Annotated in this window: 12 protein-coding genes and 3 pseudogenes; 6 read left to right on the forward strand and 9 right to left on the reverse strand. The window is 54.1% G+C overall.

What is annotated here, in order from left to right; genetic code table 11:
• Window positions 1-275 precede the first annotated feature (275 nt).
• The gene (locus tag AOA63_RS17325; RefSeq protein ID WP_053961025.1) at window positions 276-992 is read left to right on the forward strand and encodes an HAD family hydrolase; all 717 of its coding nucleotides are present in this window, start codon (window positions 276-278) and stop codon (window positions 990-992) included.
• A 656-nt stretch (window positions 993-1,648) separates the two neighbouring features.
• Here the strand turns inward: AOA63_RS17325 and AOA63_RS17330 are convergent.
• Complete coding sequence (locus tag AOA63_RS17330) at window positions 1,649-2,080, reverse strand: transposase (protein ID WP_053961026.1); 432 nt, start codon at window positions 2,078-2,080, stop codon at window positions 1,649-1,651.
• A gap of 369 nt (window positions 2,081-2,449) precedes the next feature.
• Between AOA63_RS17330 and AOA63_RS17335 the strand changes: the two genes are divergently transcribed.
• From AOA63_RS17335 to AOA63_RS20280, 3 genes and pseudogenes are all read left to right on the forward strand, one after another.
• On the forward strand, window positions 2,450-2,758 hold the full coding sequence (locus AOA63_RS17335; protein ID WP_053961027.1) for a transposase: 309 nt from the start codon (window positions 2,450-2,452) through the stop codon (window positions 2,756-2,758).
• Window positions 2,759-2,934: 176 nt separating this feature from the next.
• Window positions 2,935-3,051 (forward strand): annotated as a pseudogene (locus tag AOA63_RS20275) (hypothetical protein); the annotation flags it as partial.
• Between the two features lie 128 nt (window positions 3,052-3,179).
• On the forward strand, window positions 3,180-3,698 hold the full coding sequence (locus AOA63_RS20280; RefSeq protein WP_139061691.1) for a DDE-type integrase/transposase/recombinase: 519 nt from the start codon (window positions 3,180-3,182) through the stop codon (window positions 3,696-3,698).
• A gap of 734 nt (window positions 3,699-4,432) precedes the next feature.
• On the opposite strand, the gene AOA63_RS19900 is transcribed toward AOA63_RS20280, so the two are convergent.
• Both AOA63_RS19900 and AOA63_RS17345 read right to left on the reverse strand, forming a co-directional pair.
• On the reverse strand, window positions 4,433-4,588 hold the full coding sequence (locus tag AOA63_RS19900; protein ID WP_171822782.1) for a hypothetical protein: 156 nt from the start codon (window positions 4,586-4,588) through the stop codon (window positions 4,433-4,435).
• 456 nt (window positions 4,589-5,044) lie between these two features.
• A pseudogene (locus AOA63_RS17345) lies at window positions 5,045-5,608 on the reverse strand (transposase); the annotation flags it as partial.
• 271 nt (window positions 5,609-5,879) lie between these two features.
• Here AOA63_RS17345 and istA point away from each other — a divergent pair.
• Entirely contained in the window at window positions 5,880-7,088 is a 1,209-nt protein-coding gene (gene istA / locus AOA63_RS17350) for an IS21 family transposase (protein ID WP_242848407.1), read from the forward strand.
• Entirely contained in the window at window positions 7,085-7,921 is an 837-nt protein-coding gene (istB, locus tag AOA63_RS17355) for an IS21-like element helper ATPase IstB (RefSeq protein ID WP_242848408.1), read from the forward strand. The genes istA and istB overlap by 4 nt, the downstream gene beginning before the upstream one ends.
• 586 nt (window positions 7,922-8,507) lie before the next feature.
• Here istB and AOA63_RS17360 read toward each other — a convergent pair.
• From AOA63_RS17360 to AOA63_RS17385, 6 genes and pseudogenes are all read right to left on the reverse strand, one after another.
• Window positions 8,508-9,614 (reverse strand): annotated as a pseudogene (locus AOA63_RS17360) (IS1634 family transposase); the annotation flags it as partial.
• Window positions 9,615-10,145: 531 nt separating this feature from the next.
• Window positions 10,146-11,306 carry an ATP-grasp domain-containing protein gene (locus tag AOA63_RS17365; protein WP_206742838.1) on the reverse strand — a complete coding sequence of 387 codons (1,161 nt, stop codon included), beginning with the start codon at window positions 11,304-11,306 and terminating at the stop codon, window positions 10,146-10,148.
• 130 nt (window positions 11,307-11,436) lie between these two features.
• Complete coding sequence (locus AOA63_RS17370; protein ID WP_053961032.1) at window positions 11,437-12,600, reverse strand: hypothetical protein; 1,164 nt, start codon at window positions 12,598-12,600, stop codon at window positions 11,437-11,439.
• Window positions 12,597-13,085 carry a ribonuclease E activity regulator RraA gene (rraA, locus tag AOA63_RS17375; protein WP_053961033.1) on the reverse strand — a complete coding sequence of 163 codons (489 nt, stop codon included), beginning with the start codon at window positions 13,083-13,085 and terminating at the stop codon, window positions 12,597-12,599. Before rraA ends, AOA63_RS17370 begins: the two co-directional genes overlap by 4 nt.
• Entirely contained in the window at window positions 13,060-14,247 is a 1,188-nt protein-coding gene (locus tag AOA63_RS17380) for an MFS transporter (RefSeq protein WP_347474826.1), read from the reverse strand. The genes rraA and AOA63_RS17380 overlap by 26 nt, the downstream gene beginning before the upstream one ends.
• A gap of 72 nt (window positions 14,248-14,319) precedes the next feature.
• Complete coding sequence (locus tag AOA63_RS17385) at window positions 14,320-15,318, reverse strand: TauD/TfdA family dioxygenase (protein ID WP_053961035.1); 999 nt, start codon at window positions 15,316-15,318, stop codon at window positions 14,320-14,322.
• Window positions 15,319-15,462: the final 144 nt, after the last annotated feature.

A 15,462-nucleotide genomic window follows, 5' to 3' on the forward strand; every position in this document is an offset into this window, starting at 1 on the left:
GTTGGGCAGAGTGATATATCGAAAAAAGGATTGAGCGATGTTAAAGTGAGATAGCAGTCGAGTACAAAAAACCGGGATCAGAAGATTTAGCGGAATCGTAGAGCATATGGACATCCCAGCCCATAAGTCGTCGGGCAATGGCTATAGCGCCAACATCATAATTGTTATCGAACATTTAGCAAATTTTCGGGATGGACTCCATATGCGATAATGCCCGATGATGCGATATGAAGTGGACCATGGTGTGCATCATGATGAGGAGGGAAGTAGAGTACATGTCTCGTCCTAAGGCCATCTTGTTTGATTTGGATAATACCTTATATGATTTTACCGCGACTTGGACTCAAGCCACCTATCCCCTGGTCCATGACCTCTTACAGACTCACGGCAAACAGGATATTCCGTTGCCCGAATTATGGGGAATTTTTGAACGCATCAACCGCGTGATTTTCTCCCATGTCGATCATGGCCATCTTCCCGGCCGTTTAGGCCGGCAATTACGGTGGGAACTCCTGGGCGCCGTGCTTAATATTCCCCTTGATGCTGATGAGATGAACTTGCGTCACCTTGACGCCATGATGTTTTGCGTCCCCTTTGAAGATACCTTTTCAGTCATATCCACCTTGGCCCAGTCCTATCCGCTCGGCATTGTTACCAATGGGCCCGAGGATCTGTTAAACCGGCGGCTTAAAGCCATAGGCCTCGACTTGTATTTTCCCGACCAGTGCCGCATTTCCGCCGAGCGTGCCGGATTCTTCAAACCGCATCCCGCCATATTTCAAACGGCCTTAAGCACGTTAGCGGTAGCACCTCAAGACGCCTTATATATTGGGGATTATTGGGAATACGACGTGTTAGGGGCGTACAATGCGCACATTCCTTGTCTATGGTTTAATCCCTACCACCGTCCTTGTCCCGCCCCAGGCATAATATTACAAGAAATTTATACGCTCTCCGATCTCCTACATAGTCTGTGGATTCCCTTGCCATAAGAGGAATTGACAACAATCCAAATCAAAAAGGCGTACGTCACAAGGGCCATGATGATATGAGAAAAAATCAACCCTTGGGGTACTTGGCGTCTTCCCAGCACAATCCAGAAAAAAATGATGCCGCCTAAAATCGCGACAATCAACAAACTAAAATATCCGTAAAACACAAAGGGATCATATATCATCAACATTCTCCTCACACAAACGATGACAAACCAAGGAATTTTCCGGCATCAAGGGACAATTCGAAGTCAAGATTGTTCGTCTCCATTACGGTTGATGATAGCGGCGGCGCAATTCTTGATGTCTTCTATCATTACTCCATGGAGAGTTCGATGGATGCACAGACAGGTCTTGGTTTTTGCCAAGAATATCCGGATAACGACGCAGTCCACAGGATAAAGGTCACTATCGCTAAAAGACATGCGTAACCAGCCACTTGGATGGTAATCGCCGGTTTTGGCGGTTATGGCCTAAAATTGCTGTAAAAAGCATTGAGCTTTCGTCTACGTAATCATCTGCTCGTTTTCATCATTTTCTGCAACTTTTGGTGGATATTCTTTCCTTAGCACCTGAATGGTTGCCCATTCATCCGCATTCATTCCCACAACCCGCCCATGGTGTGTGGCTCGAATGACAGTGCCGAAGATGAGCTTTCACGCACTCTTTTCCCTCCAAAATCGCGGAAGGATTTTAGTCCGGCGGCGTTCTTCCTCAAAACAGCGTTCGATACGATGCGTTGTCCGCACAATGATCCGATGTCGGACAGGGACTTTGCAATGCACGAGCAAAGCCTCGTGGTCTTCTGCCAGCGATTTGGCGGCGTGGGGAAGTTCTTGCGTTAAGCGCTTTTGTACTCGATGAGAGGCTTCCAATCCTGCTGCATCATCCACCGCGTCACGGATCGTATAGAGTAGCTGTTTCACGTCGCCCTGAAAGGCTTCAGGCACTCGACTCAGCACATTGCGGGTTTTATGCGCCCCACACCGAATGCGTATCGCATTCGGCCATTGCCGTTCAATCGCCTTAATCACCCCTGGAGCGCCGTCGGAGGTAACCGTTAAGGGCGGTTCCAATCCCCGCCGCACTCAATCCCGCAAAAAGTCGCGCCAGGCTTCAAAGCTTTCGGCTTGACCCACACTCAAACTCAGCAAGACTTTCTGCCCATTTGGCTAAAACCGCTTCATCGGGGGATCCAGAGCGACGCATCGATTCGTACACAGCATCGAGAAATCAATAGAGAATGGGAATATGCGCAAGCGATCGGCGTTGAAAAGCTTCGTATTCAGACCACAAGGCATCGGTGACTTCACTGATCGCGGTGCGACTCCATAAGCGCTCTCCTCTTAAGCCCCCAAATGCTTCTAGACATCCCGGACGTCATGCGATACAATCCCCCATAGTTACCATCGCGGAAAATTTTGGCATCATTTACCTGAGGAAAGGATGGGGATGACATGAGTGAGTCGAAAACGATTACACCCGAATTGAAAGCCCAGTGCATTCAAGAAGCGCTAGACATCCAGAATGCCGCGGCGGTGGCGCGTCGGCATGGACTCCCGATTCGGCTGGTACAAAAATGGGTGCAGACCGCGACCCAGCGCGGGACCCCAGAGGAAGCGCGGGCCTTAAAGAAAGCGCTCCAACAAGCCACCACGGAAAATCACCAATTGAAGCAACTCTTAGGCGAAAAAGATTTAGAAATTGCTATTTTGCAGGATCTTCTAAAAAAAGCCCCCCGGGCCTCTCTGACCGATGTGAAGTAGCTCACCGGTGGATTCGACGAGGATACCCTGCCACCCGCGTCTGTCCGTGGGCTGGAGTGGCCCGGGCGACGTATTATGCCTGGCGAGCGCGATTACAGCGTCCGGCGTCATGGACGCCGAAACGGGGAGGAGGTCGACCCCGTCGGGGCTATGTGTGGACATCGAGCGGCGCCAAAGTGGCCGAAGGACAAGTCCTGGAATGGCTCAGTGAGTTTATTACCGCCGGCGAGGGACAATGTTATGGCTATCGCAAATTGACCACATGGCTCCGTCGGGAGCACGACCTGATCATCAATAAAAAGACGGTCTATCGCCTCTTGCGAGCCGCTGATCTCTTGCAGGGACAACGCTTGCGGTCGCCCGAAAACCGGCCGCCTCGCGTCATCGCTGCCAATCGCGTGGTCACGGGCCCCAATCAACTGTGGGAAATGGATTTGAAATACGGATACATCGCGGGCGAAGATCGCTTTTTTACCTCTGTAGCGTCATTGATGTCTTTGATCGGTCTATCCTCAGCTATCATATTGGATCTCACTGTACCGCTGTTCAGGCGTACCGCGCCTTGCAAGGCGCGGTACGAAACCGTCAAGCGGATTGGGGGAAGACGGTCCCGGTCATTCGGACCGACAATGGGCCCCAATTTGTGGCCCAAGTGTGGGCCACGGGATGTCAGGCCTTAGGGATGCAGCATGAACGCATTCCCGTGGCCACTCCGAATAAGAATGCACACATCGAATCGTGGCACAGTGTGCTCGAAGCCGAATGCTGGCGAAATCAGGTATTTCAGACAGGGGTCGAGGCGTATACGGTAACGACCGAGTGGATCCGGTTTTACAATGAGCGCCGCTTGCATGGGAGTTTGCATGATTGGGCTCCGGCTCAATATTATGCCCAATACCGCATGGGCACCGCGCCGACGATTCGGGCCGTGCGTTGTTAGAGCTCCTGCGCTCTTGTCGACGCATTATGGCCCGGAGGGCCGAGGGTCCCAAGCGCTGCGAAGCAGCGGCATAGCGGACTCTGGACGCCCGGCCGCTCCGGGCAGTATCCTCCGCGTCGCGAGCGCAGGAAGCTCCCCGCCCCCATGCTAATGGAAATATATTCCATCTCATCGTTATTGTGAGGGATCCCATGCGATCAGACGATTTGTCTAGATATTAGGGGTTAAACCGCTCTCCTGTTGACGTGGTCAAAGCCGCCTCGATGTCGCGCGTGGACAAACCCCGGGCAGTCCATCTCCACAGCCAGGCGGTCCACGGTTGGGGTTTCCGTTAACCCCTCTTGGATGGCGGAATGAAAGGGTTCTGGAGTATTCCGGACTGGGGGGACTGCGACGGAAATCTCCCCTTCTGCTGTTTTTATCCGGTGTGTCCGATAACCATTGCGGTATCCTTGGGCGCCATGGCGCCCATCCCGTTCATCATGCCCGCGTCCTAAGACATCGGTGACTTCTTGTTCTCATAATGCTTGCACCAGTCGTTGGGCCCCTCATCGTAATAGCTCGCGCGTCACATCTGTTGCATCCGGTGTCAGGCCCTCCGTAAGGAGTTGATGAATGGCTTCTTGAATTCGTTGTGATGGGGGTATTCTAGACAGAGAGAGTTTGAGCCTCCTTAATAGGATGTTTCGTCACGGACTATTGTCGCTCAAGCCCTCGCAATTTTACAGCAGTTTTTAGACATCACCCGTCATGACACTATGTGTCGCTTCAGGACCCCGAGCGGGGAGCAATTCATGGCCATTGGCCGGTGGCGTGGCCACTGTGCCCAGTGGCTCGCGACGGTGACCGATTAGGCGCGCCCGCGGCACCTCTTGTTGGTGACTCGTCACGGGGCGTATCGAACGACCCCGAGCTTAGGGAAACAGATTGCCCAACACATTCCGACGATCGCGGTGAATTGAGCTGGAGTGGACCGAGCATTGGCGCAGGGGCCCGCGCCACCGCGCCTGCCGCACCGCCCCCAGCAAATGAGGTGGGCGGAAAGCGCCTACGACCGGATGGAATAGGCCACGAATCCGGCATATGAGGATTCTCCAGAGCGTACCGTGCTTGTTCGGACAGCGGAGATCTTAACGAGATGGCAAGGCATCCCCCCTTCGTAACCCAACCCATCGCCGACAAAATCCCCAGGGGCCATCCCTGGGGATTTTGATTTGCTTTGCTGTTGAGGAATTTACCCTGCCGTTTTTGGGGAATTAGCGCTGGCGTTTCTAGGGAATTTACCCTGCCGTTTTTGGCCTGTTTGAATCTCCTCTTCCGCACGTGATGGGTGAAAGCCGTGGAATTTATCCCGAGGGTCTAGGGGGCACCTGCGTGTAAATCGTATCCGTAAAACCCAATGCGGCCAAAATGGCCGCCACCGACTGGGTATGAACCGCCGGGACAAAGAGTTGACGGGTCTGGGCATCCAGCGGCACGACAATCAGTCCGCGCAGATGATGTAACACCTCCTGCCCGGTAGGCCGCGCCAACAGACCGCGAGTCGGCGTGGGAAGGGGCGGGGCCTGCCGGGCCCGACGTTCGATGAGACTGAGCACCAACGCGGCGAGCAAGAGCACATAACCTAAGGCTTCTACCCGTTCCGGCTTTTGCACATAGAGCGCATCCACAAAGGCCGGGTCTTTTACAAAGCGAAAACGGTGTTCGATGACCGTTTGGCCTTTGTATTCTTCGAGCAATCGGCGGGCATCAAAGGAGGAGGCCGGCAGATTGGTGATTAAGACAAACGTCGCCGCCCGGTCCTGTGCCGCCTGCACGCGTTGCGCATCGACTGCCCCAATGGTGGGATGGACCCGGTATACTGTGGTGGTAGCCGGTTCGGGGGCATCGTGGCGGGGACGCCCGCGGGTTGTCAACGACAGGTTTAAAATCCCCAATAAGGACAATTCAATTTCCCCAAAAACGACAGTTGAATTTCCCCAAAACGCCAACGCAATTTCCCGCAAAACGGTAGGGTAAATTCCTCAAAAACGACCGTTGAATTTCCTCATAATCGACAGGATTATCGGGATGTTATGAGGAACGTATCAAAGGGCCTGTCCCTAGGGCGGGCACTATCCGAATACCGAGGCGATGCGAGACATGGCGTATTATCTATCCCCCGAGGAGTGTCGCAGGATCATGATGATGCACGAACAGAAGCAGACGATTACGGCGATTCAAGCGGCCACCGGTCGCGATCGCAAAACCATTCGTAAAGTGGTCACCGACCAAAAACACGGGCACGACCTGACCCGTCGTACCCGTGAGAGTAAACTCGATCCATACAAAGAGTATATCGAAGAACGGTGGAACCAGGGGTGTCAGAATGCCGTTGTTCTCTGGGAAGAGGCCCGTGCCCACGGTTACACGGGCAGTCTGAGTTTGATCAAACAGCTGGTGCAACCGCTGCGTCCGCAGCGGGGTGTTGAACCGGCTCAACGCTATGAAACGGATCCCGGGGATCAAGCACAATGCGATTGGGCCGACTTCGGGGCGTTGGTGTATCCGGACCAACGGCGAAAACTCTACATTTTTATTTATACCATGAGTTTTTCGCGGCGTATGTATGGCGAATTTGTGCACGATCAGCGCCAAACCACCTTGTTTCGCTGCCTCGAGAACGCGTTTGCGTATTTTGGCTGTGTCCCCACGACGATTTTATCAGATAACATGAAACCGATGGTCATTGACCATCCGCGCGGGGGAGAGATCGTCTGGAACCCCCGATTCACGGCTTTTGCCGAATTTCATGGTTTTGGACCGAAAGCCGCCCGGCCTTATCGGGCAAAAACCAAGGGAAAAGTCGAACGCAGTGTGTTATATGTTCGCCAAAATTTCTGGCCGCGGATCCCTGAGGTCATCACCCTCAAGGAATTAAATGTCCGTGTCATGGTCTGGGCCCAGGAACGTGATCTGCGCATTCATGGCACCACGTTCGAGCGCCCGACAGATCGCTGGGAGGCCGACGTGGCGGGAGCCCAGCCGTATGACCTGACGCGGCTGTGGGCCTTCGGCGAACAGTTTCCCCGTAAAGTGACGCGCGATGCGTTTGTGCACTGGCAAGGGCATCGTTTTGCGGTACCGTGGACGGCGGCGGGAACGATGGTGTACGTCAGGCGCTACTCCGAGACCGGTATCGTGATTGGGCAAGAGACGCAAGAGCTCACGCGGTATGCGATTCCCTCGCGCCCGCATCAGATCGTCGGCACGGAGACATGGCACCAAGACGCCCCACCCGAACGCATTCCGGGTCAACCGATTGCTCGGCGTCGTACGTTACGGACACCCGAGGAGGATTTGCCCACGATCCGTTCATTAGCCGACTATGCGGAGGTGGTCCCGCAATGACCCGATCGACCCTGACGGTTCCGGTCGATCCTTGCGATGACTTGGCCGCCCTCTGCGAACGCCTGAAACTTCCGGAAGTGGGCCGCCTCGCGGCTGCCCGCGCCCAGCAGGCCGCGGCAGAACAGTGGACGTATTCCCAATACCTCATCGATGTGTTCCGGGCTGAAGTGGCCGCCCGCCAAGCCCGGTATGTCGTGTCGCATACGCAGATGTCACATCTGCCGTTTCACAAGACCTTAGACCAATATGATTTTACCTTCCAGCCGTCTCTGGATGAGCGCCAAGTGCGCCAGCTCCTGACGCTCCAATGGGTGGATGCGGCGGAAAATCTTATCGTGCTAGGCCCGCCCGGCGTGGGTAAAACACATTTGGTCGTGGCGATGGCGGGCCAAGCGATCGTGGAGCGTATCTCGGTGTATTTTATTACGATTCAGGACCTCGTGGCCGATTTGCGAAAAGCGTGGGACGAAAATCGCTTCGCGACCCGTCTCGGTATGTACGTGCGGCCCCGACTGCTTTGTATCGATGAAGTGGGCTATTTGCCGCTCAGTTCCCTCGAAGCGAATTTGTTCTTTCGTCTGGTCGCCGCCCGCTATGAACGCGGCAGTCTGGCCCTCACCTCCAACAAAGGATTCGTCGACTGGGGCCAGGTGTTTGGCGATCCGGTTCTGGCGACCGCTATTTTAGATAGGCTGGTGCACCATTCCACTATCCTGAACATTCGGGGGGATTCTTACCGTCTGCGTGAAAAGCGGACAGCCGGACTGCTAGGCGAGGCGGCCGCCCGGCCGTCGCTCGAAGCGTCCTTACCCGGCGGAACAGTGCCGTCATGACACTACGTGTCGCTTCAGGACCCCGAGCGAGGAGAAATTCATGGCCATTGGCCGATGGCGTGGCCACTGTGCCCAGTGGCTCGCGATGGTGACCGATTAGGGGCGCCCGCGGCATCTCTTGTTGGTGACTCGTCACGGGGCGTATGAACGACCCCGATCTTAGGGAAACAGATTGCCCAACACATTCCGACGATCGCGGTGAATTGAGCTGGAGTGGACCGAGCATTGACCCAGGGGCCCGCGCCACCACGCCTGCCGCACCGCCCCCAGCAAATGAGGTGGGCGGAAAGCGCCTACGACCGGATGGAATAGGCCACGAATCCGGCATATGGGGATTCCCCAGAGCGTACCCGCTTGTTCGGGCAGCGGAGATCTTAACGAGATGGCAAGGCATCCCCCCTTCGTAACCCAACCCATCGCCGACAAAATCCCCAGGAGCCATCCCTGGGGATTTTGATTTGCTTTGCTGTTGAGGAATTTACCTTGTCGTTTTTGGGGAATTAGCGCTGGCGTTTCTGGGGAATTTACCCTGCCGTTTTTGGCCTGTTTGAATTGTCGTTTTTGAGGAATTTAAATTGTCCTTGACACGGGTCGTGCGTTTGGGGACCTGCGTTTCCGCGACAACCGTCGCCTCGACATGATGCCATTGGGCGGTGGCCCGCCAAGCGGCCACGGCCTCTTCGGCATCATGAGCACAGGCAAACACGGTTTCCGCGAGGCGAGTCGCCGCCCGGGTTAACTGGTTATGGGCCCGTTCGACCTGGCGGGCAATGGTGTGAGCTTTCCGCTCAGCTAGATGATCGGAGCGATAAACCACGAGCCGATAGGATCGGCCCTCAATTTCGCCGGTCTGTTCTGCGGCCGCGTAGGTGGCCGCATCGGCCCGCTCCCCGATTTTGCCGAGGGGAACCCAGGTGTTGGCCGCCAAGGCGGCCGTCTTCGCATCGTGCGCGGCTCGAAATGTTTCCGGACAACGCGAGAGAAAGCGGAGCGAACGGTCAGCCATCGCCTTTAAGTTAGGACCCGTGATGAGGGCGGAATCGGCCACGTAGACCAGTTGTTGCAGTTGCTGAGGCGAAAAGTAATCGTCTAAGGCCGCAATCATCTCGGCATTGAGGATTTTGTCACTCAGATTCCCGTCTTGCACCGTGCCCACCACCGGAATGCCTTCTCGGGTCCCCAACAGCGTCAGGAGAATTTGACGCAGATCGGGACGATGATCCTTGGAATGGCCATAGGTGGGATGCACTCCGGTCCCGGATCCGGTGTCCGGATACGTGCCATAGACCGAGCGGGTCGTACTATCCCAGTGGACAAACACCGGACTATCGGGCGTCCACACGTGGTCGTGCAAGAGCGCTCGCGTTGCAACGGCACTGAAGACGGTGGCGCCACCGGCGGCAGCGACTTTATCCAGAGCCCGTCCGAGGGCATCATCCGTAAAATCGGCCGCGGTGCGGCCGGATCCAAACAACAAGGGCACATCGGTTAACTGAAATTGCTCGTGGACGCGATACAGAGGTCGACGAGCGGTGAGCAAATTGACGACGAGCGCGAAAATCCGTTCGCCGGGCGACAGGTGGCAACGCTGCGAATCCCACGCAACGGTCTGATTTATGGCCTCGATGAATCCAATTTCTTCACAGAGGGCTCGGATGACCGGTCCAGCCCCCACAACAACGGGTGTCGGCATGGGTGTGTTCATAAGAGATTACTTCGCCATGCGATACACAATCTCCTTTGCGATCAGCCCAAAAAAAATAATTTTTTTGTTCCCGCCACGTGCGGAAAGTAAGTTGAATTGTCGTTTTTGAGGAATTTAAATTGTCCTTGACAATACGTAGCATGTGGGCACACAAAGAGCCCCTGCGACGCGACCTTTCTAATGAGCATTTTATCATGCGGGCACAGTTTTACGAGAACTGTGCCATGGGGAAGAGTGCCATGAACTGTGTGGGGCCGAACCTGAACACCGAGGCAGTATATTCGAAGTCATGTCGGTCAACGGCGGTATGACTACCAGCCCTGCTCTGAGTTGCCCAAACACGTGGGACATCTGCAACCGCGGCAACAAACAGGTTGCGTTGCTGTCACCAAGGATCGTTGGAACGGCGTTCATACGGCATATACGTTTGCAATCATTCTAGGCTATGCTATCGGGTGCCGCCAGGCAACCAGTTCGACCCGAGATGCATCTCGGGTCGAAAGTGTTCCCGACTCTCGATTACTCCTCGTGGACGATCACTTCAATTTTCTCGCCAAAGGTTTTCTCGGCAACGTCCAGCGCTTTCGGTGTGGGGGCATCAAAAATATAGGAGCCAGCCCGGTCCGAAGACTGTGTAATTGGGCTCAGAGACTCGCCCCGCTGTTTGTCCATTACGATCTCGCGCAGTACAGGAACGAAAGCGGATGACGGACTCAATCGTGGGCGAGCACCACCGCTCCTATACCACGTGACCGGAATGGGTTCCCCCTGTACCCGCACATCCAACAGTTGCCCTCGACTGTGATTGAAGTAAACTTGGCGCGCAAACCGACTTGGCTCGGGGTAGGTGGTCGGTTCTCCTAATGCTATTCCGATTAGGGCATCTTCCATTGGAACCCCCGTGGTCAACTGGTATAGCGGTAGTATGCCGTCCCCGGGATTGCGTGCCGCAATCTCCATGAGAATCGGTCGGTTGCCTTTTGGCGAAACTTTATATTCGGCATGAGTTATACCATTTTGAAGAGCCAGGCGCTCGATCACCGCCGAATTTGTGCGTAGCAATCCTTGCTTCTTATCGGTCGACAAGCTAATCGCCGGGACAGTATGCGCCATTTCGACAAAGAATTGACTCGAGTCGCTATTCGTTCGTTTCTGTGTGATTCCCGCGAAAATTATCCGTCCTCGCTGAACGAGTGTTTCCACCGAAAACTCTGGCCCTTCGATGTTTTCTTCGAGTAGTAAGACTTCCCCAGCATCGTACACACTCGAGCTCAACACGCGTGTGAGCGTCTGGCCATCATCAACGCGTTGGACCCCTGAACTAGCCTGCCGATTTAGGGGTTTTACCACCGCAGGGAATCGCTTCCAGTTCTCGCCGATATTCGATCGCATGTTCGGTGGGACTACGGAGAACTTTGGACTAAAATCGGATAGGTAGAGCCGTTGGAGAAATTTGTTGCGACAGACTTTTGCGGCACGCAGTCCCATATTGGGCAGACCCATCCAGTCACCGACTCGTCCCACAGCCTCCACAAAGGCTTCACGAATGGTGTATAGCCCACGGATGTCGTACGTCTGGTGCCACTGTTGCACATGGCTCAGGATACCAATATGGTCCATGGGATCGGCAAACAGATAATCGGCAAAGCTTCGAAATGGATGCGCAGGGTTACTTTCCATGGCGTGGCTGTGGGCTAATGTTCTGGGATTCCTTTCGTCGATCACGAGCGGAGCAAGATCTCGGCGGATAATGGCATCAAGGAATTCAGGATATCGTCCACACGTAAACCCACCAAACAAAAGAAATGCCCTAGTCTTCATTCAGGTGATCCCTCCATTCAGGATAAAACGTTGTGTAGGGCTCCTCGGCGATCTCGTCGAGTCGCATACGAATGTTCCTGCCGTGGTCGCCAACGCCTACCGCCAGGCAACCGGCAATATTTTTTTCTTGAAAAAACGCGGCGGTTTGACTATCGGTGGACATGATGTCTGAAGTTGGAACCTGCGTGACCGCAAAAAAATCGGGTTCATAGAATGCAACATCGTTTTGGTAAAGAATCTCGGCGATGATGGAGTTCATGTCCTTCAGATAGCTGGCCATCTTCTTTCCTCCCGTCATCATAGCGATACCAAACGCATAGGTCTGTGCGAAGTTCAAGTAATTGTGGCAGACGAACGATTGGTTGGGCAGCGCCAACCAGTCCACCTCTTCATCATGAAGCGGCGCCATCTCTCCGCCATCTGTTAGGGCCCTCAGAGCGGCAGTGTCGGGGCGCATGGAAACCTGCCGCAACTTTGCAATCCACTTTCGGAAATCAGGGTCGCTGACGGCAAAACGATTCATTACGTCGATGGGAGCCTCGACGATCCCTTTGGGTTCGTGCAGGCCCGCGGCTCTTTCGATAGCGTTCCGATAAATCATGGCTCCGTAAGCATAATTCGTAGCATGGCTCGCAAGTTGCCATGCGTGGCGGTCGACGTCAAGAAGAGGATCCTGGAGGCCATTTTCATACGGAAACGGTTGAGAGAGCAATACCTTATGGCGGACGCTATGGCTTCGGGTGAACAGCACCGTTTGACTTACCTGTCCAGAAGGTGTGCGATGCCACCAAGCATATGGCTTATACTTAGCGTCCCCCAAGTTATTGTAGGTGACCAGCGTTCGCAGGTGCACTGCTCCAGGGTGCCATCGTTGGGCTATAGCATGGACCCACGGGTGAGCAAAGTTCGGCGCAAAGATATTGGGGCTGGCGTGTGGCGAACTCTGAGATACGAAGGTTGATTCGATGAACCGCTGAAACGCATCATCGTCCCAACCCACTAAGTCTCGAATTTCGCGCCGATCTTCCTTTGCTCCAGCAAAGACCTCGTGTTCATGTTCCCTTAAGAAATCACAAAACGCTTGGCGGCGGTCCTTGTAGGGTGTGGCGGATAACTCTAACACACCTAACAAGCGATCATTCAATGACTTCATTCCGCCGCATCCTTAACAGCCTGAGGTGTTAGCACGATGCCGTCGCGATCTGCGTATACCCAGTGATCTGGTGTCCATACAACCCCACCAAAGCGAAGGACCTCACCCAGTGCACCGTGGCCCTCTTTCCGGCTTCTCCGTGGGCAGCTTCCCATGGCCACGATACCGATGGGCACGTCCGCCAATTCCTCCACGTCGCGGACACACGCGTTCAACACGATACCGGCCACTCCCCGAGCGGCGGCCAAGCGTGCCAGATTGCCCCCAATCAGCGCGCAGCGGCGGGACCCACCTCCATCCACCACCAATACTGTGCCAGAGTCAGCCACGTCGATGGCCTGCTTTACTAAAGTGTTGTCCTCGAAAACACGGATGGTCCGAATCCGGCCGTAAAACGTCGAAGATCCCCCAAACGAGACCAAGGTCAAATCGCAGACAGTCGCCAAATCAGGTTGAATATCACAAATATCGGCTGTATGAAGCATTTCTTCCCTCCTCAGAATTTTGGTGAATATAGATTGCTATACCCGCTGCAACAATGGCAATCAAAAGTCCGATCCAGAGCAAGACCAGATGCAACCCAAGGGCGGCTATCGCCACTCCCATGAGTATACTGGCTATGGCTTTCCCGAGGTTTCGCATCACGAATCGCAGAGTGTACACTTGATTGCGATGCTCATCCATGACCTCAAGGTGCATCAAATGGTTTTGCGCGACCACCGATGCCCCGTCAGCCAGGGACGATACAAACAGAAAAGCGATGACGGCAACTAACGGGGACACAACATCGGCGGCCATGTAACAAAGGCCAAGAATCAACGTAGCTCCCAGCCACAATTGCAATCGACCTCGCCGCTCGCCATCCGCGAAACGCGAGCCGCGGAGGGTCGTAGAAGCGACTAGAATTCCTATGGACATCGCAAACTCGGTGAGGACGTAATACAAAGAATTCGCCGAGTGTTGGTGGATTAATACGACGAGCTGATTGTTAAACCCGATTTCCAGACCGAAGGCGATGGTGTTGAACAAGATCAGCGATTTGAGGAGGCGACTCCCGGCCATCCACCGCCACCCCATAAGCAGTTCACGCCCGTACCGTCGCGCTTCCCGATGCAGGGACACTACAGGCACCTGTATAAATACCTCGATACAGGCACTCAGGAGAAAACTTATCGCGTCCATACCAAGTGCCCACTGTACCGAGTGAACGACTACTGAGAACCCAGCTAGCGCGAAGCCGATAACCATGCTCAAGGTATTAGCCGTCTGTAGATCAGCCGTCAGTCGCCCCAAATGGGAGCTCTGTGCGCTCAATCGCGGCACTAGCGTCTGGGCCATAGGCCGAGTGATGGCGCGAAATACTCCCAAGACAAATAACGGCGCCAGTACCCATGATGATCGCAACAGCGCAAAAACCATGAGCACCGTGACCATGCTAAGCAGGTCGGCCATAGCCATGGTCCAATTCGGACGGAAACGCCTCATAAACGGCATCACAAAATAGCCCGGAACAGCTCCGACGTATATCGTTGCAAAAGTCAGAGCCAACCATAAACTGGAATGCCTTATAGAGAACACCGAAATGGCCAAGGCCAAGTTGAGTAACTGGTCACCAATCCCCGAAATTAATTGACTGGATAGTAACAGTCGGGCGCTTGTAGCATGTCGATCCGTACGGCCCCCTCCTTCGCATGATGATTCTCTGCGACCGGGGGTACCTTACACAAAGTAATCTTCTTCTAATAGGCTATCCATGGTCATCTGCATGTCGGGGGACAGGTGTATCCCGCACTTAATTCCCAGAACCGGAGAACCATTCCGCATCGTTCCCGGAAGAAAGCGATATGGTTCGAACGCCCCAAAAGCGGTATGCTCAGGATTTTGGCTCACGGCATTCGCAAAAATGGTGTGATCATCTCCCTGGATCCATATGCGGCGAAGAAGACGCGATCCGCCGTCATGGCTCGGAACATCTTCAATACCATCACGGCCATGAAGGACTCGATAATTGTCCAGAATGAGAATTTGTCCTTCACGAAGCTTGAGGCGAGTAGAATATCGAGGATTAACTAAGTAATCGGACTGCAACATCTGAACAGACACACTGGACCAGTGCTGCGTGTACATCATGGAATCATAACGAAAACGCACGCGCGCGAGATGCTTGGACGTGCGTTCAAACACCGGGAAATCCATTGCCAATTGGTCATCTCGGCAAAACGACACACTACCGCGGGTCATCAGAACCTTTGCGTGCCATCGTTCCATGAATAAGAGGTCGCGCAGGACTTTTTCCGTGTCCACAATGATGCTGGTTCCGCCCTGATTGGCTTGGGTGACGCACTGCAACAAAATTAGCTTCGGTGGCCCAATCCTATAAAGTTTTCCTTCTACGCGAAGGAACCCGTGCAAATAAGATCCGTCCGTATGGGGATTGAACTGGGAGGTGCTAGTTCCAATATATTCGGACTGGTCTCCAGACGGCCGAATGGCCGCTCCGGGCGTCACATCAACAATCCCGTCCTCGTTGGCTCGAATGTGACTCTGGCGGTTACCGAAATACGAGGCCAATTCTTTGAGGGTGTCGATTTTGGAGTCCCACGCATCAATAACACAAAACCCATCAGTTTCCAGCTTCTTGGCAATGAACCAAACATTTTTCTTTAACGCTTCTACCGACTCACATGCAATTGCGTTTTCGGTGATGATATCTTGCATTACTTCCCCTCTCGGTTACATTTTCCACTCTTATTACTAAACTTAAAATTCGACTTTTGGGTAAAAATTCCTGCTCCAAACCCTAGACTTTCGGTCGCTCTTATTCGACAATCTTCGAGACAGTATGTTCGGTCAGCATTTATG

The sequence above is a fragment of the Sulfobacillus thermosulfidooxidans genome, assembly GCF_001280565.1.
Classification (GTDB): Bacteria; Bacillota; Sulfobacillia; order Sulfobacillales; family Sulfobacillaceae; genus Sulfobacillus; species Sulfobacillus thermosulfidooxidans_A.

Coding starts and splice junctions, on each gene's coding strand:
- AOA63_RS17325 (WP_053961025.1), top strand. CDS start 276: ATGTCTCGTCCTAAGGCCATCTTGTTTGATTTGGATAATACCTTATAT.
- AOA63_RS17335 (WP_053961027.1), top strand. CDS start 2,450: ATGAGTGAGTCGAAAACGATTACACCCGAATTGAAAGCCCAGTGCATT.
- istA (WP_242848407.1), top strand. CDS start 5,880: ATGATGATGCACGAACAGAAGCAGACGATTACGGCGATTCAAGCGGCC.
- istB (WP_242848408.1), top strand. CDS start 7,085: ATGACCCGATCGACCCTGACGGTTCCGGTCGATCCTTGCGATGACTTG.
- AOA63_RS17365 (WP_206742838.1), bottom strand. CDS start 11,306: ATGGAAAGTAACCCTGCGCATCCATTTCGAAGCTTTGCCGATTATCTG.
- AOA63_RS17370 (WP_053961032.1), bottom strand. CDS start 12,600: ATGAAGTCATTGAATGATCGCTTGTTAGGTGTGTTAGAGTTATCCGCC.
- rraA (WP_053961033.1), bottom strand. CDS start 13,085: ATGCTTCATACAGCCGATATTTGTGATATTCAACCTGATTTGGCGACT.
- AOA63_RS17385 (WP_053961035.1), bottom strand. CDS start 15,318: ATGCAAGATATCATCACCGAAAACGCAATTGCATGTGAGTCGGTAGAA.